The 21,539-nt window shown below is 53.3% G+C and carries 19 protein-coding genes, 1 tRNA gene and 2 rRNA genes; 7 read left to right on the top strand and 15 right to left on the bottom strand.

From position 1 onward, the window contains the following. Positions 1–130 (top strand): 23S ribosomal RNA (locus tag ACAW74_RS09880); the annotation flags it as partial. Positions 131–256: 126 nt separating this feature from the next. Then, positions 257–367: ribosomal RNA gene (gene rrf / locus ACAW74_RS09875) — 5S ribosomal RNA — on the top strand. Positions 368–723: 356 nt separating this feature from the next. Here the strand turns inward: rrf and ACAW74_RS09870 are convergent. Together ACAW74_RS09870 and gatB are read right to left on the bottom strand one after the other, a co-directional pair. Next, positions 724–1,878: a redoxin domain-containing protein gene (locus tag ACAW74_RS09870; protein WP_370698023.1), complete on the bottom strand. Its 1,155-nt coding sequence runs from the start codon at positions 1,876–1,878 to the stop codon at positions 724–726. A gap of 58 nt (positions 1,879–1,936) precedes the next feature. Then, complete coding sequence (gene gatB, locus ACAW74_RS09865; protein WP_370698022.1) at positions 1,937–3,421, bottom strand: Asp-tRNA(Asn)/Glu-tRNA(Gln) amidotransferase subunit GatB; 1,485 nt, start codon at positions 3,419–3,421, stop codon at positions 1,937–1,939. Positions 3,422–3,591: 170 nt separating this feature from the next. Between gatB and bshC the strand changes: the two genes are divergently transcribed. After that, the gene (gene bshC / locus ACAW74_RS09860; protein ID WP_370698021.1) at positions 3,592–5,142 is read left to right on the top strand and encodes a bacillithiol biosynthesis cysteine-adding enzyme BshC; all 1,551 of its coding nucleotides are present in this window, start codon (positions 3,592–3,594) and stop codon (positions 5,140–5,142) included. 21 nt (positions 5,143–5,163) lie between these two features. On the opposite strand, the gene ACAW74_RS09855 is transcribed toward bshC, so the two are convergent. The 10 genes from ACAW74_RS09855 to ACAW74_RS09810 form a co-directional block, all read right to left on the bottom strand. After that, positions 5,164–6,711: a GH3 auxin-responsive promoter family protein gene (locus tag ACAW74_RS09855; protein WP_370698020.1), complete on the bottom strand. Its 1,548-nt coding sequence runs from the start codon at positions 6,709–6,711 to the stop codon at positions 5,164–5,166. An 82-nt stretch (positions 6,712–6,793) separates the two neighbouring features. Then, positions 6,794–7,663 (bottom strand): glycerophosphodiester phosphodiesterase family protein, encoded by an 870-nt coding sequence (locus ACAW74_RS09850; RefSeq protein ID WP_370698019.1) that lies wholly within the window; start codon positions 7,661–7,663, stop codon positions 6,794–6,796. Between the two features lie 45 nt (positions 7,664–7,708). Beyond that, on the bottom strand, positions 7,709–8,494 hold the full coding sequence (trpA, locus tag ACAW74_RS09845; protein WP_370698018.1) for a tryptophan synthase subunit alpha: 786 nt from the start codon (positions 8,492–8,494) through the stop codon (positions 7,709–7,711). Between the two features lie 98 nt (positions 8,495–8,592). After that, on the bottom strand, positions 8,593–9,792 hold the full coding sequence (gene trpB, locus ACAW74_RS09840) for a tryptophan synthase subunit beta (RefSeq protein WP_370698017.1): 1,200 nt from the start codon (positions 9,790–9,792) through the stop codon (positions 8,593–8,595). An 83-nt stretch (positions 9,793–9,875) separates the two neighbouring features. Continuing rightward, on the bottom strand, positions 9,876–10,520 hold the full coding sequence (locus ACAW74_RS09835; protein WP_370698016.1) for a phosphoribosylanthranilate isomerase: 645 nt from the start codon (positions 10,518–10,520) through the stop codon (positions 9,876–9,878). Then, positions 10,517–11,344, bottom strand: coding sequence for an indole-3-glycerol phosphate synthase TrpC (gene trpC / locus ACAW74_RS09830; protein WP_370698015.1), 828 nt, complete (start codon positions 11,342–11,344; stop codon positions 10,517–10,519). Before trpC ends, ACAW74_RS09835 begins: the two co-directional genes overlap by 4 nt. 65 nt (positions 11,345–11,409) lie before the next feature. Further along, a complete protein-coding gene (gene trpD, locus ACAW74_RS09825; protein WP_370698014.1) occupies positions 11,410–12,396 on the bottom strand; it encodes an anthranilate phosphoribosyltransferase in 987 nt (328 codons plus the stop codon). 124 nt (positions 12,397–12,520) lie between these two features. Beyond that, on the bottom strand, positions 12,521–13,087 hold the full coding sequence (locus tag ACAW74_RS09820; RefSeq protein WP_370698013.1) for an anthranilate synthase component II: 567 nt from the start codon (positions 13,085–13,087) through the stop codon (positions 12,521–12,523). 105 nt (positions 13,088–13,192) lie between these two features. Further along, a complete protein-coding gene (locus ACAW74_RS09815; protein WP_370698012.1) occupies positions 13,193–14,632 on the bottom strand; it encodes an anthranilate synthase component I family protein in 1,440 nt (479 codons plus the stop codon). 208 nt (positions 14,633–14,840) lie between these two features. Continuing rightward, positions 14,841–14,914: transfer RNA gene (locus tag ACAW74_RS09810), tRNA-Pro, on the bottom strand. Between the two features lie 110 nt (positions 14,915–15,024). Between ACAW74_RS09810 and ACAW74_RS09805 the strand changes: the two genes are divergently transcribed. Genes ACAW74_RS09805 through ACAW74_RS09795 form a run of 3 tightly spaced genes read left to right on the top strand, consistent with a single transcriptional unit; the run spans position 15,025 to position 17,333 of the window. Next, complete coding sequence (locus ACAW74_RS09805) at positions 15,025–15,843, top strand: Fpg/Nei family DNA glycosylase (RefSeq protein ID WP_370698011.1); 819 nt, start codon at positions 15,025–15,027, stop codon at positions 15,841–15,843. A 53-nt stretch (positions 15,844–15,896) separates the two neighbouring features. Then, positions 15,897–16,700: a pyrroline-5-carboxylate reductase gene (gene proC / locus ACAW74_RS09800; protein WP_370698010.1), complete on the top strand. Its 804-nt coding sequence runs from the start codon at positions 15,897–15,899 to the stop codon at positions 16,698–16,700. A 48-nt stretch (positions 16,701–16,748) separates the two neighbouring features. After that, positions 16,749–17,333: a Uma2 family endonuclease gene (locus ACAW74_RS09795; protein ID WP_370698009.1), complete on the top strand. Its 585-nt coding sequence runs from the start codon at positions 16,749–16,751 to the stop codon at positions 17,331–17,333. Positions 17,334–17,435: 102 nt separating this feature from the next. Here ACAW74_RS09795 and purB read toward each other — a convergent pair whose 3' ends face one another. Further along, positions 17,436–18,767 carry an adenylosuccinate lyase gene (gene purB / locus ACAW74_RS09790; protein WP_370698008.1) on the bottom strand — a complete coding sequence of 444 codons (1,332 nt, stop codon included), beginning with the start codon at positions 18,765–18,767 and terminating at the stop codon, positions 17,436–17,438. Positions 18,768–18,866: 99 nt separating this feature from the next. Further along, positions 18,867–19,793 carry a DUF1207 domain-containing protein gene (locus tag ACAW74_RS09785; protein WP_370698007.1) on the bottom strand — a complete coding sequence of 309 codons (927 nt, stop codon included), beginning with the start codon at positions 19,791–19,793 and terminating at the stop codon, positions 18,867–18,869. A gap of 254 nt (positions 19,794–20,047) precedes the next feature. Between ACAW74_RS09785 and ACAW74_RS09780 the strand changes: the two genes are divergently transcribed. Beyond that, positions 20,048–20,419 carry an HPF/RaiA family ribosome-associated protein gene (locus tag ACAW74_RS09780; RefSeq protein ID WP_370698006.1) on the top strand — a complete coding sequence of 124 codons (372 nt, stop codon included), beginning with the start codon at positions 20,048–20,050 and terminating at the stop codon, positions 20,417–20,419. Positions 20,420–21,047: 628 nt separating this feature from the next. Here ACAW74_RS09780 and ACAW74_RS09775 read toward each other — a convergent pair. Continuing rightward, on the bottom strand, positions 21,048–21,515 hold the full coding sequence (locus ACAW74_RS09775; protein WP_370698005.1) for a DUF6934 family protein: 468 nt from the start codon (positions 21,513–21,515) through the stop codon (positions 21,048–21,050). Between the last annotated feature and the right edge of the window lie 24 nt (positions 21,516–21,539).

Genomic DNA, 21,539 nt, shown 5'->3' with positions numbered 1-21,539 from the left:
CGAAACCGACCTCAAGATGAGTCATCTGTTAATAAAGGCTGTGAGAGACGATCACGTGGATAGGCGGCAGGTGGAGGTGTGGAGACACATGGAGCCGAGCCGTACTAATGAGCCTGAAAGGTTGACAACTGAGTCAGTTGTAGCTCAATGCTTGCCAGCCATTTGTGTGTAAACTCTCTTCTCGATTGGTGAACGAACGAAACGATACTGGTTCGAGGCAGGGCAAGTTCCTGGTTTGAATCGAAAGAGTCAAGAGGTTGGTAACGACGGGCGGGTGAACACCTTTTCCCATTCCGAACAGAGCCGTTAAGCCCCGCACTGCCGATGGTACTGGAGTCGAATCCGGGAGAGTAGGCGGTCGCCACCTCTGAAACAGCGAGAGCCGTGTTCCACGAGAACACGGCTTTTTGCATTTGTAGCCATTCCATACTTACATGGCAAATCTATATTCAGCTGTTTCTATTGACGGCTTGCTATCGTTACGCAACAACTGAATAAGGTAGCTAATTGAGGCGTCACATTAGCAATTATAAATTGTATTGCCACAACGAATACGCATTTCTTCGTCGTCAACACGACTGATAATCTAGCGTATCAGCTATAGACAACTCAACACTGCTGCTTTCTTTCATCTTGGGAAACAGTAGCCGAATGAGACCCAAAAAGAAAGCCCCTGAAGAAGCCTTTTTAGCTCTCCAGGGACTTTCTAATACAAGGACTGCACTATTGCAGTAACTCTGCTAACTTGGCTTCGAGCGCATCGCCACGTAGGTTTTTAGCTATAATCTTACCTTCCTTATTAATTAGGAACGTAGCGGGAATAGCACTTACGCCGTAACGTTGAGCTGCCTCAGACTGCCAGTATTTCAAATCAGACACGTGTGTCCAGGTAAGGCCATCGTTTCGGATGGCACGTACCCACGCTTCCCGCTGACCAGGACGATCGAGCGAAACGCTATAAATCGCAAAGCCTTTGTCCTTGAAACGATTGTACATCCGAACCACATTCGGATTCTCATTGCGACAAGGACCGCACCAGCTAGCCCAGAAATCGACCAATACCAATTTTCCACGCAGAGATGATAACGGAACGGTAGTCCCATTAGTATCGGTCAGAGCAATTTCCGGAGCCTCAGCGCCAACGGAGAGGCCTCTGATGCGAGCGATGTTGCCCATGAATGATTTGGCGTGCGGTGTATTGATACCTGCCTGCTCAAATTTTCGCGCCAGCGAATCGAGGGTCGGAAAATCCGTTTCCGGATTCAGGAAGTTTGTAGCGTAAAGCGCTGCCAGCGACGTACCTAATTCGGGTAGCATGGCTTTCACTTTCTTGGTGGTTTCAGCCGCTAGCCCATCATAGGTCTGTTCAATCTGCGACATGCTCTTGGCATCATTGCGAGCCTGAGCCTCCTGATACGATTTCATCAGGTCAGTACCCTTATCCCGAATATCGTTTTGCAACTGCAAAAGTGCACGGAACTGATCATTCGATTTAGTGCCGGTAACGGCAATCTTCGGTTTTGCAGGTGGCGCGTTTTTTGTCTTTGGTTTCGCCCCCGGCTCAGCCAGAACGGTTAACGTCTCTCCGCCTTCCAGCAACACCGCCGCCTTTTCCTTCATCACGACCATATTCACTAGGTAGATATTTCCACCTTCAGGTACGTTCGTTTTGAGGGTGAACTGTTTATCTGCCGTTACAACGGCTGAATCGAGCCGAACAGCGGGGTTGGTGTTTGATTCCAGATATACTTTTGAACCCGGTGCAGCCATAGCAATCTGGCCGGTTACGGTCGAAGGTTTAGTAGTCTGCGCGTTGGCGGCTACTGAAAGTAAGCAGCAAGTCATGCTGGCGACTGCGCTTATTACAAGTTGCTTCATTGTTTATTTGTCCGGTTTAGACGCCTTGATAGTCAATGTGTTTAGGTTAGAACAAGCATTAGGCCAGGCTTTTCGCCAGCAGTTGGTTCACCAACTTGGGGTCAGCTGACCCTTTTGATCGCTTCATTACCTCGCCAACAAACAGGCCCATCAAGTTCTTTTTGCCCTTTCGGTACTGCTCAACCTTATCGGGCCAGTCGGCTAGCGTCTGTTCAATTAACGTTTGTAAGGCGTCGGTATTACGGTTCTGTAACAAGCCGTTAGCCGCTGCCAGTTCGGCTGGAGATTGGCCGGGCTGCGTCACCAGTATTCCGAAAATCGTTTGGGCTGCGGTTTGGCTCACTGTTCCTTCATCAATCAACTGAATAAGCGCCGCCAGCGAGGTTGGTGTTACCGGAAATTGCCCTTCCTGCAATAGCTTATCGGTCAGTTGCGCTTTAACTGGTCCCATGATCCAGTTAGAAGCCGCTTTGAAATTGGTTGTTCCGGCACATACCGCTTCGAAATAATCGGCGAGTTCGCGCGAATCAGTGAGCAAGGCAGCGTCGTAGTCGGGCAGGCCGTAATGGGTGCGGAACCGGTCGTACCGTTCGCGGGGAAGGGCAGGCATGGCGGCCTGAATGCGGGCAAGCCATTCATCCGAGATCACCACCGGCATCAGGTCAGGGTCGGGGAAATACCGGTAATCGTTCATGGTTTCCTTTTCCCGCATACTGAAGCTTTGCGCTTTATCGGCGTCGAACGTGCGTGTTTCCTGGATAATCCGACCGCCTTCTTCGGTTACCTTGATTTGGCGTGCAAACTCGGCTTCAACGGCCCGTTGTACATTACGGATCGAGTTCAGGTTCTTAACCTCAACCTTGGTGCCTAATTGGGTTTCTCCTTTTGGGCGAATCGAAATATTGACGTCGCAGCGCAGCGAACCCTCCTCCATGTTGCCATCGCAGATGCCCAGGTAACGAACCAACCGACGAACCTCGGTCAGAAACTGCCCGGCTTCGTCGGCCGAACGCAAGCAGGGTTCCGTTACCATCTCGATCAGTGGTGTGCCGGCGCGGTTGTAATCGAGGCAGGTTGCCGTCGTGTCAGCCGTGTGGATACTCTTGCCGGCATCTTCTTCCAAATGAATATGATGCAACTGAATGATGGTGTTTTCGACATCGCCATCCGCATTTTTAGCCCGCACCGGGATACCACCACCCACGCAGATAGGGCCTTTATCCTGCGAGAGCTGATACCCTTTGGGCAGATCAGGATAGAAGTAATTCTTACGGGCGAATATATTGCGCCGGGTAATGCTGCTACCACAGGCAAGGCCCATTCTGACAGCGTACTCAACCGCCAGCCGATTGGGGCGCGGCAACGTACCTGGATGTGCCAGCGTAATCACGCTCACCTGCGTGTTCGGATCGGCCCCGAAGGCATTAGCGTCGGCCGCAAACATTTTGCTGGCCGTAAGCAGTTGGCAGTGCACCTCCAGGCCAATGACGGCTTCGTAACCGACTGACGATGCCGGAGTTATAAAAGATGATTCGACTTGCATTGTTACAAAGATAAGCTGTATCGGGCCGTAAGTGGTTTAGTTGACTGCCGTAAGTAATGGTAAACAGATTCCCTTTTGTGACTTACTCGGTCGACTTCCCACCTGCTTGCCGAACCTTGCCCGTAAGCTGCGCGTTGAAGGCTCTGTAACCTCGCTATTCGTCTGCCCGCATGGAGTGTCAGTACGTACCCCTATCAGCCACCGGCCAATTCTCGCAACTCTTTCTCGATTATTTGGATCAAAAACCAGCCTTGCGGGCTTTTTATGGCGATTTTCCAACCCTGAGTGCGTTTGAAAACCAGATTGCGCAACGGCAGTTTCCGGCCGAAAACCGCGCCGTGCTGGTCGATACCCTAACCCGGCAATACAGTCAGATTGCGTCGAAGCCTGATCTAGCCGCCCTTGCCGACGAGAACACGTTCGTGGTAACGACGGGTCATCAACTGAATCTGGGCACGGGGCCCTTGTATGTCATTTACAAGATCGTGACCATTATTAACCTGGCCCGGAAGCTCAACGAAACGTACCCCGGTTACCGGTTTGTGCCGCTCTACTGGATGGCGTCGGAAGATCATGATTTCGCCGAAATCAACCATTTCCGGTTGTTCGGACGTACCCACACCTGGCAAACCGAGCAGCGCGGTGCCGTTGGGCGGATGGATCCCCGCGAACTGGCTCGTGTTTTCGCCAGCATACCCGAGAAACTACCCCTGTTTGAACAGGCGTACCTGACCAACGATACGCTGGCCAACGCCGCCCGGCAATACATGCACGAATTGTTCGGGCAGGAAGGGCTGATTTGTCTGGATGCCGATGACCCCGCTCTGAAGCGCCTCTTCGTCCCGATCATGCGCGACGAATTGCTGCATCAGCATACCAGTAATCTGGTCAACGAAACAACCGAGCAGTTGACTGCTTTGGGCTACAAAACGCCCATTTCGCCCCGCGACATCAACCTGTTTTACCTCACCGATGGGCTACGTGAGCGGATTGTGCGCACCGAAGAGGGCGGCTTTGAGGTAAATGGCACCAAACTGCATTTTTTGGAAGCCGACCTGTTGGCCGAACTCGATACGTACCCGGAACGGTTCAGCCCGAACGTGGTGATGCGACCGCTCTATCAGGAGGTTATTCTGCCCAATCTGGCTTATATCGGTGGGCCGTCGGAAGTGCCGTACTGGCTGCAACTTAAAGCGGAGTTCGACCATTTTGGCGTGCCTTTCCCTCTGCTGATGCCCCGTAATTTTGCACTCTACGTACCCCGAGTGACGGCGCGGCGCATCAATAAACTGGGGCTCGACACCTCGGAGATGTTTCAGGATGTGGTGACGCTCAAGCGCCGCTATGTTGAGCATCACAGCGAACACTGTTTGAAATTTGACGAAGAAAACAAAGCGGTCAGCAAATCGCTGGAAGCCATTCTGGTAAAAGCACAGCTGGTGGACCCAACGCTCGAAAAAGCGGTGCTGGCTGAAACGAGGCGTTTTGCCAATGCGGTAGCACGCCTTGAGAAGAAGATGCGCCGGGCTGAAGAGCGAAATCAGGAAATTGGCGTGCGGCAGTTGTTAGCCGTCAAGGAAGAGTTGTTTCCCGAAGGCACGCCGCAGGAGCGCATCGATAATTTTTTGACGTTCTATCTGAACGACCGCGATTTCCTGAAAAAACTGCTGGGTACGTTCAATCCTTTCGATTACCGGATGCAGGTTTGCCTGGAAGGGTGAACAACGGGTAACGACCAGCAATCAATACACCACATCGCGGTAGCTGCCGCCCAGCAGATCCTCGACATACTCGCGCGAGTTGCTGAGGCGCGGTACCTTATGCTGCCCACCGACTTTGCCCCGTTGGGTCATCCAGGCGTAAAACGTACCTCGAGGAACAGCATGCACCACGGGCTCAACCAGCGCCATGTCCCGGTAGCGTTTGGCGTCGTAATCAGAGTTGAGTTGCCGCAGGGTTTGGTCGAGCACCTGCGTGAAGGTAATCAGGCTGTTAGGTTCCCGCGCGAACTCGATTACCCACTCATGCCCGCCCTGTTGCCGACCACTCACCCGACCATGTTGCATATATACCGGGCCGGCGGTGTAATCGGCAATGACGGCGCCCGTAACCTTGCAGGCCTGCGTAATGGCCATCTCAGCGTTTTCTACGATGATTTCTTCCCCAAACGCATTGATAAACTGCTTGGTCCGGCCACTGATTCGGATGCGGTGCGGGTACAACGACGTAAACCGAACCGTATCGCCAATGCGGTAGCGCCACAACCCGGCGTTGGTGGTAATCACGAGCGCGTAGTTCCGGTTTAGCTCAACTTCTTCGATTGTGTACGCCTTCGGAAAGGGCTGATCGGCTTCTTCGATCGGGACAAATTCGTAGAAAATGCCGTAATCAGCCATCAGCAACATCTCGTTGGGGCGCGTCAGGTCGTCCTGAATAGCAAAGTAGCCTTCAGAAGCATTGTAGACCTCCTGATAGTTGATTTCGCGTCCGCCGAAAATATGTTGCTGGAATAATTCGCGGTAGGGTTGGAAAGCCACTGCCCCGTGGATAAACACGTCGAAATTGGGCCATACATCTAAAATAGAGGCGGCGCCAGTCTGCGCCAGGATCTTCTGGATCAGTACCATGGTCCAGGTAGGTACGCCCAGAATGCTCGTTACATTTTCCTGCGACGTAATACGAGCCATGCGGTCGAGCTTGGCCTCCCATTCGTCCATCAGCGCCACGTCAAGCGAGGGCGTTCGGATAAACTGACCCCAGGTAGGCAGGTTTTTCATCACCACTGCCGAGATGTCGCCCGCCGCCCCGTTGCGACCGTAGGGGTTTTCGTGGAGGCTACCGCCAATAGATAAGCCCTTTCCATCAAATACGCGCGTATCGGGTCGGTTTGCCACGTAAAGAGCCATCATATCCTTGCCGCCTTTGAAGTGGCAATCGTCGAGGGCTTCGGGCGAAACCGGGATAAACTTGCTGCGGGCGTTGGTGGTACCCGACGACTTGGAAAACCAGCGGATAGGCGACGACCAAAGTACATTTTGCTCGCCTTTCATGACCCGCTCGATATACGGAAACAGGTCTTCGTAGCTTGAAACGGGCACCTGTCGCTGAAAATCGGCGACCGACCGGATGTCGCGGTAGCCGTGGGCCTTACCCCACTGGGTACGTTTACCTTTCTGAATGAGCTGGTCAAAAACTCGCTGCTGGGCATCGCTGGGCCGCGCCTTGATCGCCTCAATGCGAGGTAAGCGACGACGAAGTAGCCAGGTTAGCATGGTATTGAGCAGCGTCATACGGCGGGCTGTAGCAGAGCTTTGGCTTATAAACTTAAACGTTTGGCGTACTAACCACAAACTACGGTTGATAAACTCCTGTTCAAAGCCCTATCGCGCGGTCCGGGTAATCGGTAATGAAGCCATCAACGCCCAGATCGAGCATTCGGCGCATGTCCTTGGGCGTATTGACCGTCCAGGGAATGACCTTGACGCCCATCTGATGCAATTTCTCGATGCCATCCCGACCGATGAGCTGATAGTTGGGGCTGTAAATGGCGGGTTTAAAGCCAAGCTTTTCGAGGTTATGATCAATGCCCCGAATGTTTTCTACCAACGCCGACAGCCGCACCGGTAGCAGTTTCCCGGCATCCATCTGCTGTTTCCACTGCTGCAACACGGCGAAATCGAAACTCTGAATCACCACGCGGGCAGGGTTGAGGCTAGCGTCGGACAGAATTTGATTCACTAACCGACAAAACTCGGCGGGTTGGGGCTGGCTTTTGCCATACTCATCGGCCTCACTTTTCAATTCAATGTTGTAACCGAACGCAGGTACGTTGCCATTGACCCGATGCGCCTCGACAGCGGCGATTACGTCGCCTAACAAGGGCTTGATCGCTTTCTGCTTCTGTTGCTCAGGAAAACGTGCGTTGCCCCGTATGCCCACATCGTACTGTTTGATGTCGGCATACGGCATTCGGTACAGAATCAAGCTTTTCTGTTCGTCTTTCGTGACCGGTGTGCCATCGGGTTTGGTCGTAAACTCGGCGTTGAAGTAGGGTTCGTGCGAAACCACCACTTGCCCATCCTGGCTGATAACCACGTCGAGTTCGAGCGTATTGACGCCCAGATCGAGGGCTTTCAAAAAAGCCGGGATGGTATTTTCGGGCATTAACCCCCGACAGCCCCGATGCCCCTGTAAGTCGTAGTGGCCGCCGCTGTGGGTACGTTGCTGAGCTAACGAGGGCATGACAGAGAGCGCCATAAGCAGACCGATGAGCAACCGCATGGCAACTTATCGACGGATATTTTGGACAAAAGTCGCGATCCCTTCGGCCGACGTTCCTTGCTCCTGAAGGTGCCGGATAAACGCGCTGCCGATGATGGCTCCGTTGGCAAACTGACAAGCCGAATCGAACGTCTCCTGGTTATTGATGCCGAAACCGATTAGCCGGGGATTGCGCAGGTTCATGGCCTGTACTCGTTCAAAATAAGCCCGCATAGTATCGTTGATGCCCGAAACCGACCCGGTAATACTGGCCGATGAGACCATATAAATGAACCCGTCGGATACCTCATCGATAAACCGAATGCGTTCGTCCGATGTCTGAGGCGTGATCAGGAAGATGTTCAGGATGCCGTAGCGATCAAAAATGGCCTTGTATTCATCCACGAACAGATCAAACGGCAGGTCGGGCAGGATCACCCCGTCGACGCCCACTTCCTGGCATTTCTGGCAGAAAGCTTCCACGCCAAACTGTAAAACGGGATTCACATAACCCATGAGCAGGATCGGTACGCTGATTTCCTCGCGGCAGCCCGCTAATTGCTCGAACAGCACTTTCAGGCTCATGCCGTTTTCAAGCGCCACGCCATTGCTTTGCTGAATGGTCTCGCCGTCGGCAACGGGGTCTGAATAAGGCATGCCAATCTCGACCAAATCAACGCCAGCCTCTTGGAGGCCACGCAGCACCAAGCGGGTGTCGGTCAGTTGTGGAAAACCTGCCGTGAAGTAGACATTTAGCAGCCGCCCGCTTTTCTGCGCAAACAGCTCCGTAATGCGGTTTTGGGTAATAGTCATAGTGAGGCAAGTCTAAAGTTCAATGTCCAACGTTTAAAGTAGGTCTACCAACTGATTAGCCAACGACCTTGAACGTTAGACCTTGAACCTTGGACCATTTATAGATACTTAGTATACGTGCTGAGGTCTTTATCGCCGCGGCCTGAGAGGCAAACCACCACAACATCGTCCTGTTGAAGCGGTAGTTCGTTGAGGGTGGCTAGCGCATGGGCTGTTTCGAGGGCAGGAATGATACCTTCCAGCTTGCTAAGGTTGAATGCTGCTTTGACGGCCTCGTCGTCGGTGATGCTATAGAACGTACCCCGTCCCGAGTCGAACAGGTGCGCGTGTAGCGGGCCAATCCCCGGATAATCGAGTCCTGCCGAAATAGAATAGGGTTCGGTAACCTGCCCGTCTTCGGTCTGCATCAGGATGGTGCGTGATCCGTGTAACACGCCCGGCTTACCCAGCGCGGTAGTCGCGGCCGAGTGTCCCGATGTGATGCCGTGCCCGGCGGCTTCGGCGGCAATCAGCTGCACAGAGGGTTCATCGAGGAAATGGAAGAACGCACCGGCGGCATTGCTGCCTCCGCCTACGCAGGCGACCACGTAATCAGGCGTTTCGCGCCCTTCTTTCTCCCGCAACTGCTTCCGAACCTCCTCCGAAATAACCGACTGAAACCGGGCAACCATGTCTGGGTACGGGTGAGGACCCACGACCGATCCGATGATGTAGTGCGTATCGACCGGATTATTAATCCAGTGGCGCATAGCCTCGTTGGTGGCGTCTTTGAGCGTTTGGCTACCCGACCGGGCGGGACGTACCTCGGCACCGAGCATCCGCATCCGATCGACGTTGGGCTTCTGGCGCTCAATGTCGATAGCTCCCATGTATACGATACACTCAAGGCCCATCAACGCACAGACGGTGGCGGTTGCTACGCCATGCTGACCGGCGCCGGTTTCAGCTACAATGCGTTTTTTGCCCAGCCGTTGCGCCATCAGAATTTGCCCGATGGTGTTGTTGATCTTGTGGGCACCAGTGTGGCAGAGGTCTTCGCGCTTGAGGTAGATACGCGCGCCAATCTGTTCGGATAACCGTTTGGCCAGAAACAAGGGTGTTGGCCGGCCAACATAGTCGATCAATAGTTGCTGAAATTCGGCCTGAAACGCCGGATCGGCCATGATAGCAAGGTAATGCTGCCGAAGCTCCTCTACGTTAGGATAGAGCATCTCGGGGATGAAGGCCCCCCCAAAATGACCGTAAAAGCCTTTGTCCGATACGGAAAAAGACGCTTGTGATTCAACTATGGTTTGCATTGTATTGTGGGTTGTCAGCCAAAGGCTGAATGCTATCAGACCTGATACTACCAGCAGCATTAAGTCTGTAGGTATGGATGCGCTTACGCCTCTTCTTCTTCCTCGATGGGGCGCAGGCGGGCAATAAGCTCTTTCACTTTATCAACATCTTTTACCCCCGGAGCCGTTTCAACCTGACTGTTTACATCGACGCCGTAGAGCTTCATACCTTTCAGCTGCTCGAGTTGGTCGAGGTTATCGAGGCCAATACCGCCGCTGATGAAGAACGGCTTCGTGTTGTCGTAGTTTTTCAGCACACTCCAGTCGAACGTAATACCGTTGCCGCCGGGCTGATCGCCTTTGGCATCGAACAGGAAAAAATCGGAAAAGGCTTTGTAGTTGTTCAGCATCGAGAAGTTGAACGACCCATCGACCCGAAAGGCCTTAATGATGTTGATACCGCGGTTTTGCAGGCTGCGGCAATACTCCGGCGTTTCGTTGCCGTGAAGTTGCACATACTGGAGGTCGTACTTTTTCACGTTCCGCAGAATGTAATCGGGGCTGGCGTTAACAAACACGCCTACTTTCCGTATCGATCGGGGCAGGGCCTTCACGGTTGCTTCATCGAGCGATTCCCCCACAAACCGGGGCGATTGATCGTAAAAAATGAAGCCGATAAAATCTGGATTCAACGCCGCGATTTCTGCCAGGTTGGGCGCGTCGCGCATGCCACATACTTTGATCTTCATACGGTCAGAGACGATTGGGTACAGGTTGTAAGTTGCTGATGATAATCGGCGAGCAGGTTCGTAAGAGCTACCGCCGGGTCGTTGGTTTTCATGAATGCTTCGCCAATCAGGAAGGCCCGGTAGCCCGCCGCGTGGAGTTGCACCATCGTGGCGGCATCGTGCAGGCCACTTTCTGTTACCTTCACAAACTGGTCAGGAATCTGACCGGCTAGCTGAAGCGACGTGTCGATGCTGGTTACGAACGTTTTTAGATTCCGATTGTTAACACCCACCAAATCAACGGTTTCACATAAAGAACGTTGCAATTCGTCGGCATCGTGTACTTCCAGCAGAACCTCCAGCCCCAGTTCATGCGCCTGCTGACTCAGCGAACGTACCTCGTCGGGCGAGAGGCAGGCCGCGATGAGCAGCACCAGGTCGGCACCCCAGGCTTTCGCCTCCAGCAACTGATAGCCGTCGATCACAAAATCTTTACGTAAAATGGGGGTGGTTGGGTTGCTTGCCCGTGCCGCCTGCAAGTCGGCCGGCGTACCCCCAAAAAACGGTTCGTCAGTCAGCACCGACAAGACAGCCGCACCAGCCGCAACGTACCCAGCCGTTGTGTCGGTTACCGAATGCCGATCGTTGATGATGCCTTTAGAGGGTGATTTTCTTTTGTATTCAGCAATCACCCCCGACGACCCCGGCGCCAGCAATGCTGCCCGCGCCGAATTGACGGTTCGCCCGAAGAGTGGGGCATTACGTAGGTCAGCCTCTGAAACGGTAGCCTTACAGTGGGCAACCTCATCCCGCTTGCGGGCAATAATCGTATCGAGAATGGTCATGGTAAGGAATGTACAATTGACAATGAACCGGTCCGCCGGTTCATTGTCAATTGTACATTTATTTATCACTTCATCAACAACTCAAAAGCCTGTTTCGCCTTTCCGCTTTCAAGCGACTCCCGCGCCATAGCCACGGCATCGATCGGATTAGTTACTTTCTGAGCGGCGAGCAACGCCATCGCTGCGTTGGCCAGCACAGCCTGGGTTTGAGCGGGTGTACTTTCGTTGTTCAGCACATTCAGAAAAATCTGCGCCGACTCCTCCGCCGTATTCCCGCCCGACAATGCTTCGGCCGATAGCCGGTCAAGGCCTAGATCAGCCGGATTCAGCATCGTTTCGGTGCGATCTGTAATCGCCTTAAACGGGCCAGTTAACGACACTTCGTCGTAACCATCGAGCGAATGCAGCACCATAAACTGCTTGTCTGTCTGCTGATAAAGGTACGCATAAAGCCGGGCCAATTCAAGGCTAAACACACCGACCAACTGTTTGGGCGGACGAGCCGGGTTGACCATTGGGCCCAACACGTTGAAAAAGGTTTTTACGCCCAACTCCTTCCGAATCGGCGCTACGTTTTTCATGGCTGGATGGAACAGCGGCGCATGTAAGAAACAGATGCCCGCCGTGTCCATTTTGCGCTTTAACGCGTCGATGTCGTTGGTGAACGTATATCCCAATCGTTCCATTACAGTGCTCGACCCCGTTAGCGACGAAACGCCGTGGTTGCCGTGCTTCGCCACACGTTGCCCGGCCCCGGCCACCACAAAGGCCGACAGTGTGGAGATGTTGAACGTGTCTTTGCCGTCGCCGCCGGTGCCGCAGACGTCCATCGCATCGTAACCGTCGAGATCGACCGGCAGGCAGAGTTCCAGCATGGCGTCACGGAAGCCTTCGAGTTCCTCAACCCGAATGCTCCGCATCATGTAGACGGTCAGAAACGCCGCGACCTGCGATGGGTTGTACTCGCCCCGCCCAATGCCCAGCAATACCTGCTTCGCCTGATCTTTGGCCAGGGTCTTGTATTCAAAAAGGTGATTCAGAATGTGTTTCATGGAATATATGTAGAGACGCAATCCCTTGCGTCTCCCCGCCGGATGGTTTTCTAGGTACGTTGGTTGCTGACGCGTGATGAGACGCAAAGGATAGCGTCTCTACGTGACCGGATGATTTTCATAGTCATGATTCAATCCAGTTCTTCATCATTTGTACGCCGCCCACGGTCAGGACCGATTCGGGGTGGAATTGCACACCCCGCACATCGTAGCGAGCGTGGCGCAGGCCCATCACCCGACCATTTTCGTCCTCGGCCGTTATGATCAGGTCGTTGGGTATTGATGATCGAACCACTGACCACGAGTGATAGCGGCCAACGGTCAGGTCGTCGGGAAGGCCGGCGAAGAGTGGTTCGTCATGGTCGACGACCCGGGCCGAATGCGCCACGCCGTGCAGCACGTCGCCGAGGTTTTCGAGTGTAGCGCCAAACACTTCGCCGATAGCCTGGTGCCCCAGACATACGCCCATAATCGACTTTGTTGGGCCATATTCGGCAATCAGCGGTTTCAGGATGCCTGCCTCGTCGGGGATACCCGGCCCCGGCGACAGCAGAATTTTGTCGTAAGCACCGGCCTGTTCGACGCTGATCTTGTCGTTCCGAACCACATCGGGACGCTGACCCAGTTCCCGCAGGATATAGACCAGGTTGTAGGTAAACGAATCGTAATTATCTAAAACGAGCAGTTTCATAAAGGTTGGGTTTGATGTTTGACGTTTAAGGTTTGATGTTATACTGATCCCGTCTTTGTTCTTCAGTGAGATAACATCAGACCTTAAACGTCAGACATCAAACAGTTAGATCGTTTGTGCCTGTTGAATGGCTGCTCGCAGGGCGCCCAGCTTATTATGTACTTCCTGTAATTCGCTCTCCACCACCGATTTGGCCACGACGCCCGCGCCAGCCTGATAGTAGAGCGTGTTGTTCTGGCTCATAAACGTGCGGATCATGATGGCGTGGTTAAACTCACCGTCGAAGCCCATGTAGCCGATGCTGCCCGAATAAAACCCCCGACTCTGGTTTTCGTAGCGGTCGATCAACTTCATGGCCATGTGCTTGGGCGCGCCCGACAACGTACCTGCCGGAAAGGTCTCGGCCACGATTTGCAGCGGATCGGCGCCTTCGTTCAACCGACCAACGACTTTGGATACCAAGTGAATCACGTGTGAGTAGTACTGGATCTCTTTAAACGTTTCGACCTTCACCACGTCGCAGTTGCGGCTCAAGTCGTTGCGGGCCAGATCTACCAGCATCACGTGCTCGGCCGATTCTTTGGGATCTTCGTACAGTTTCTGGGCGAGTTCGGCGTCTTTCAGATCGTCGCCCGTGCGGCGGAACGTACCTGCAATGGGGTAGATAGTTGCTTTACCATCTTTCACCACAATCTGCGATTCGGGCGAGGAGCCGAACAGCTTGAAATTGCCGTAATCGAAGTAAAACAGATAGGGCGATGGGTTCAGTGACCGCAGTGCGCGGTACACGTTGAACTCGTCGCCCTGAAATGGCGTCTGGAAACGGCGCGACAACACAATCTGGAACACGTCGCCCCGACGGCAATGGTCGATGCCATGCTGGATAACGCCCCGGAACGCATCATCGGAGAAATTCGACGTTTCGTCGCCCGTTGTCGAGAACGAGTAGAGTGCGTAGTTACGGCTGGTGATAAAGGCCGCTACTTCGTCGAGTCGGCTGGCGGCAGGCTCGTTACCCTCCTGCACGTAATCGTGCTCGAAGAGGTGCAGCTCGTCTTTGAAATGGTTAATCGCGATAACGTACCTGTATACCTGAAAAATGGCCGCCGGGATACTGTTTTCAGCCGGAACCGGCGCCGACAGCCGAATGTCTTCAAACCCTTCGACCGCCGGAAAACCGAAGTAGCCAAATAGCCCGTTGGAGATAAACGAGAAGTCCGACGGCTCGGCCACAAACTGCTGTTTGAATTCGCGGAGGGCGGGCATCAGTTCTTCGGCGGCTATCGGCTGTTGCGCTTCATCCTGACCGGGCATGGCAACGCTCAACGTACCGGCCGTGTAACTAAACCGGGCCACGGGGTCAAACGCGATGTAGGAAAAGCTGTTGTCGTTGCCGTGGTAATCGGCACTTTCGAGCAGGATGCTGTTAGGATACTTGTCACGAACGCGCAGGTAGATGCTGACGGGCGTGATAATGTCGGCCAGCATTCGCCGGTGTTGGGTACGTACCTGGAAGCGCCGGTCGGTTAGTACTGTCGTAGTCATGGCGTAAGCGGTTTGGTTTGATGGAAAAAAGAAAAGGCTCACCGGGATGACGGTGAGCCTTTTTGGTAGTGTATAGAACACAGCGCGGCAACCCTCATCCCTTGCAGGAAAAGTGCCACCACCACGCTTTGTTGTTAATCTGGTTCATGTTCTATGTGTTGCTTTGAGCGTAGGACGTCACGTTCAAACTGATTGTCACTTTTTCTAGTCGGGGTGGCGGGATTCGAACCCACGACCTCTACGTCCCGAACGTAGCGCGCTACCAGGCTGCGCTACACCCCGTTTGAGTTGCAAAAGTAAGCGAATTGCAATCGATTCTGTTCATGCAAACCAAAAAATATGACCAATTCCATAGCTTACGTTGTTATCTAGGGAAACAGTCAACGCACTTTATGCCTGAACTACCCGAAGTCGAGATCCGGCGGATGTACCTGGAAGCCACTTCGCTCGACCAACCCATCGACTCCATTACCGTCGAAGACAAGAAACTGCTCACCACCGAATTTGATACGCTCTACGAAACATTAGCGGGCCGCAAGTTCACGGGAACCCGGCGCGTCGGTAAGAACCTGTTTGTCTATACCGACGACCCCACCGTGATTCTGCGCATGCACTTCGGTATGACCGGCGACCTGGAGTATTACCACAACTCCGTCGATCGGCCCCGGCATGCCCGCATCGTGTTTTATTTTACCAATGGCTTTTGTCTGGGCTTCATTTGCCCCCGCAAATTCGAGCGGATCGGGCTGGTCAATGATGTCGACGCATTTCTGCGGCTAAAGAAAATCGCGCCTGATGCGCTGTCTATCGACCTGGGTACGTTGCTGGAAAAATTAAAAAAGCGCCGATCGCCCATTAAACCCGTATTGCTCGACCAGTCGACCACCGCCGGGCTGGGCAACTGGATTGTCGACGAGGTCTTGTTTCAAGCCAAGGTGCATCCGGCGGCGATCAGCGCTGAGCTGTCGGAGGCCGAAGTCGAGGCGATTTATGAAGCCATTCACCTAGTCCTCAAAACGGCTATCGCGAAGGAAGCGGTCTACAAAGATTTCCCACGCTCATTCCTGATTCACGTGCGCGAATGGGACGCTTCGCCCTACGACGACGTAGAAGCGCACAAAGTCTGCCCCCGTTGTGGCACACCCATCGAGCGAACCGAAGTGGGCGGCCGCACCACCTTTTTCTGCCCTAACGAACAGGTACTTGGGTAAGCCGTTACCTTTGCCGGGTAATCTTTACCGCTAACCGTACTACGTACCTGACCATGAAAATTGCGATTCTGGGCTGCGGCAACATGGGCATGGCCTTTGCCAAATCATTTCTGCAATATGATCTTGTTAAGAAAGATGACCTGTTGCTCATCGAAAAAAGCACCGAGCGGTCAGCGACCCTGCGTGCCGAAAAAGCGGGTGTGGTGGTCGATACCATCGGACCCCGCGTTGGCGACGTTGACCTGATTATCCTATCCGTAAAACCCCAAGATTTCGCCTCAGCGCAGGATGAGCTGCGGGCGATTATTCAGCCCCGGCAGGTGGTGCTGTCGATCATGGCCGGTATTCCGATCAGCCTGATTCAGGAGCGGCTTTCGCATCGGATGGTGATTCGGGCTATGCCTAATACCCCGGCGATGCTCGGTATGGGCATCACGGGTTTCACGGCATCACCCGAAGTCGATGCTGCCAGTCTGCGGCGGGTCGAGAACCTCATCAACGCCACGGGCCGGTCCATCTTCCTGGACGACGAAGGAATGCTCGACGCCGTTACGGCACTTAGCGGGAGCGGCCCGGCCTATTTCTATTATGTCGTAAAGGCGATGGTAGAGGCCGGCAAGCAGATGGGCTTCGACGAAGGCACCGCCGCGCTGTTGGTGAAACAGACCATGCTGGGGTCATACCACCTCATTAACAACGCCGACAAATCACTCGACGACCTGATCAAGGCTGTAGCCAGCAAAGGCGGAACCACCGAAGCCGCCCTCCGCACGTTCGAGGCAGGTACGTTGGCCGATACACTTATGGCCGGTATTCAGGCCGCTCAGGTACGTGCCACCGAGCTATCGAAGGGATAAAGCGCGTTCAAATTTGTTATCTTCCCGAAGCAATAACGACTGCTGTTTATGGATAACGTAATCGAACTGCATTACGACCGACTGCGACTCAACGACGATGAATTTTATGCATTCTGTCAACAAAACGATTCGCTTCGGTTCGAACGCGACGCCAACGGAACCATACTGATCATGTCGAATACCGGAGGTGAAACAGGAGCCCGTAATGCAGAAATTATGTTTCAGCTAATCGCCTGGATGAAGCAAACCAAACTAGGCCGCGTTTTCGATTCCTCGACGGCGTTCCGGTTACCCTCGTCAGCGGTTCGATCAGCCGATGCTGCCTTTGTTGCTAATGATCGCTGGCTGGCGCTCACGGATGAGCAGCGCAAGAAGTTTCCGCCGCTTTGCCCCGATTTTATCATTGAGCTACGTTCGCCAACGGATTCGGTCGATTTACTGCGCAAAAAAATCCAGGACGATTGGCTCGCTGCCGGTTGCCGGTTAGCCTGGCTCATCGACCCTGATCCCGAAATGGTCTATATCTACCGCGCCGACGGATCGGTACAAATTCTGCGCTCGTTCGATGAGCCGTTGTCGGGCGAAGATGTGCTACCCGGTTTATCGTTTGTCCTAAGTGATCTGCGGTTGTAACACACTTTAATAATCGAGAAGGCCCACTGACAAAAAACTTTCCTGTCAGTGGGCCTTCTCGATAGTAAAGCTCCATGCTCTCCGTTACTCCGTGTTGAGATACTACACCCCTGTGTAGCTGAACGGCGTGATGGTTCGTAGTTCGGCCTTTACGCTGTCCGACACGTCGAGCCCGTCGATAAACTGGCTGATCGTTTTTTGGGTAATGGCCTCGTTAGTACGCGTCAGGGCTTTGAGCGCTTCATAGGGTTGTGGGTAGCCTTCGCGGCGCAGCACCGTCTGGATACCCTCGGCTACCACGGCCCAGTTGGCTTCGAGGTCGGCGTTGATCGCAGCCTGGTTCAACTCCAATTTGTTCAGGCCCTTCAGGGATGCTTTCAGGGCGATTACCGAATGCGCAAATGGCACGCCGACGTTTCGGAGAACGGTTGAGTCGGTGAGATCGCGTTGCAGGCGTGATATGGGTAATTTGGCCGCCAGATGTTCAAACAAGGCATTGGCAATGCCAAGGTTTCCTTCCGAATTTTCAAAGTCAATCGGATTCACCTTGTGCGGCATCGCACTTGACCCCACCTCACCCGCTTTGATTTTTTGTTTGAAGTAGTTCATCGAGACATACGTCCAGATGTCGCGGTCGAGGTCGATCAGGATGGTGTTGAGCCGTTTGTAGGCATCAAACAGCGCCGCCATCATGTCGTAGTGCTCGATCTGCGTGGTGTATTGGCTGCGTACCAGGCCCAGACTGTCGACAAACTTGTCGCCAAAGGCCTGCCAATCAATGTCCGGGTAGGCGACTGTATGCGCGTTGAAGTTGCCCGTAGCCCCACCGAACTTGGCCGATGCCGGAATCTGCGGCAGCATAGCCAGTTGCTTTTCGAGCCGTTCGCAGAAAACGAGTAATTCTTTGCCGAGTCGGGTTGGCGAGGCGGGTTGCCCGTGGGTACGTGCCAGCATGGGTACGTTGCTCCACTGCTCGGCCAATTCCTGCAACCGCACATACACTTGCCGGTAGGTCGGTTCGATCTGCTCATTGAGTGCTTCCTGCAATAGCAACGGAATCGCCGTATTGTTGACGTCCTGCGAGGTCAGGCCGAAATGGATAAACTCCAGAAACGGTTCTACAGACAGGCCTTTCAACTTCTCCTTGATAAAATATTCCACCGCCTTCACGTCGTGGTTGGTGGTAGCTTCGATGGCTTTGACCCGCTCACCGTCGGCCTCGGAGAACTGCTGGTACAGGGCGCGCAGGTTCGGGTAAACAGCTTTGTCGACGCCAGCCAGTTGGGGCAGGGGTAATTCGCAGAGCGCGATAAAATACTCAACCTCGATGCGGACGCGGTAGCGAATCAGGCCTAGTTCCGAAAAATAAGGGCTTATGGCATCGACCTGTTTGGCGTAACGCCCGTCGATGGGAGAAATAGCATTGAGTGACATAAGGCGTCAGTTTCGGGTTTGGTGTTTTTAGTTTGACGAGTCGGTGCTGAATCGGAAGCGTAGCAACAGCAGACGAAAAACAGCAAACGCGAAACTGGTTTAGAATGGATTGAAATACAGGCCAAGACCGACCCAGGAAACGGTTTGGTACTCATACTGACCATAGGGCCGGTATCCATAATACATATCGAGCATGGCCGTCAGGTTTTGCGACGAACGACCCAGTTCGTAGCCAACACCGGCGTGAATACCCGGCTTAAAATCGGTCTGCTGCCAGAATTTGGCGTCGATACCGGCCACGAGTCGTTGCCGCATAGAGCCCGGCTGCCGGTAGTACGCGCCAACCTGTGCGTTGAATCGGTCGCGTTCCCGCGTATTGCGCGTGCAGACGCCCACGTTGCCATACACGCGTAGCCCGATGGGCAGGTCGCGGCTGGCTGTGAAGTCGAGGAGTTCGTAGTTAACGGCGTTAGGCGTGTAGTAATTAAGCTGATAGCGGATCACATAGTCGTCGCCAAGGTGCGACGAGATGTGGTAAAGCCGGATGCGGTAGCTGTTGCGGCCCCGGCGCAGGTTGTACCAGAAACTCAGCCGGTAATCGGTGTTGATGATCTTGTATACCAGTTGCCCCGGCTTTTTGGCCAGCCGCGAGGTATCATTGAAGACCTGAAACTGCGTGTACGAAGCCACGTCGAGCCCGAATTCGTGGGCCTGCCCGGGGGCGGTGGTAACACGGTAAAAAGGCTTATGAAACCCGAAGGCAAACGGAACGATGGTCCCCTGATTCAGCTCCCGGTCGCGCTTGTCGAAATCGGTGGCGTTGATGCGCCGCTCGCCGGTGGTGTTGAAGTAGGGGAGGGCACTTCCATAGACCTGTGCTTCGAGTGGATCGAGCAGGATGGGCGCAAACAGGTGGTTTTTAGGAAACCACTCTTTGCGGGGGTAAGCCGTTGTATCGGTAGCCGATTGAGAACGAACCGCGAGGCTCAGGAGGCAAAGCGCCCCGGTCAGTAAAGCAACTCTCATGCAGTGAGGTCGTGGGGAAAGCACAAAGCTACCAAAAAACAGTGGGCCTCTCTTCAGTTCGCCCCTCACTGTTGCGCCGGTATAAGACAAGGTGGTGTCCCGACGGAACAGGCCTAAACACGGGGCTATGCGCGTATATGCCCTTACACTCGCAAAATGGGGCCGTTAACCAACCTTTTGGTCGTTGTGGAGTACTTACTCTAAGCGCGAGCCAATAGGGTTGCCTATTTGGCATCAACAAAACACACGCAACGATGGATGTACAGGAAAATATGGACGATGTCCGCCTCGATATTGAATCAGTCGGCTTTACCCTCAGTGATACGATGGAAGCGACGGTGATTGACTCGCTGGCCAAGTTGCGTCGCTTCTACAAAGGCGACGTGATTACCGCCGAGGTCTACATGAAGCTGGAGCCCAATCAGCGGAGCAATGAAAAACACATAGGCATCAAATACGGCGTTCCGGGCAACGACGTCTTCGCCGACGATAATGGCGACGATTGGTATACGTTGCTCAACAGCGTGGTGGTGAAGCTGCAAAAGCAATTGGAAAAGCGGTTCGGCAACCACACCAACGCCAACCGCGGCAACATCGACGACATTGACCCGGCCAGTCTAGCGTAGTTGTAAATGCCTTAAGTTGACTAAAAGGAACGTACCTGGTTGAATTGCTCACCATGGGTACGTTGGTCAGGTACGTTCGTTTTTCGGATGACCAACCCGTTATACGTTCTCCATACGTACTTAGCAATACCCCGCCGGGTTGAAACGCTGCAAGTGCGCCAGCACAGCCTGTCGAAAGGCGCGTTCGTTGCCTTCTGTTTCAGGGTGCCGTGCCCGAATACCCGACAGCATTAGGTTCCAGCCATCTTCGGCCGGGAGGGCTAATTAGTAACCGTTTATGAAACTCCTATGCAATGAGAGTCGTGGGATAACTGCAAATCTATCAAAAAGGAGCTGTGGCTAATTCACTAATATCACAGCAGATTGTTACTATTTGTACTATATAGCGTTACTTATACAATAGTATGTATACGCGCAAATAATTCATGCTATTTTGATAGACTACCTTTCTGTGTTATAGCAGGAAGCTTGTGCTTACGAATGTGCTCCGCTGCCATCTTGTTTTTCTCGGCAAAAAGGACTCGACCCCCGAAGATTCGATCTAGTTCAAGGTCTTTCGAGACGGTTATGTCTTTAAGGTTGTCTGGTTTCTGATCTTTCGAAGCATTCATGAGCGAAATATACGGTATCACCGTTTACGCATAACGAACGCTAGATAATTTGTATTTCGTTCAAATGGCTGCCAGCCATGTTGATTACTGAGGCCGTACAGGTTGTATTCTTCTATGATAGAGTCGTAGTGACTGTTCAAGCCCATCTGGTACAACCGAGTTCGAGCAGGGGTACTACCTATAGCATATAATGTAAAACTAGGATTGTTATATAGAAAATGAAGTGCCGCTGCAGCAACTGTAGCCAGTACTTTATCCCGATCCTCGTTATTGGAAGAGACGCTATCGTTTACTTCACCCGTATCCGGATCATAGTCACCGAAGCCAAGATTATATACGTTTTCAAACCCTGTACCCTCTAGGTCTTCTAAATTGATGGGCGAAAACTCAATGACTTTAAAAATTGTACGTCTAGCACTGATACTATTGAAGGCGAACACATCACCTGTACTGTTTACTCTTAAGTCGTATTTGTTGTTATTCACAATTAGTTGGCTATTAGAGACTAA

Origin of the sequence: Fibrella musci (assembly GCF_041321105.1) — a bacterium.
GTDB lineage: Bacteria > Bacteroidota > Bacteroidia > Cytophagales > Spirosomataceae > Fibrella > Fibrella musci.
This window is presented reverse-complemented; position numbering and strand designations above follow the sequence as displayed.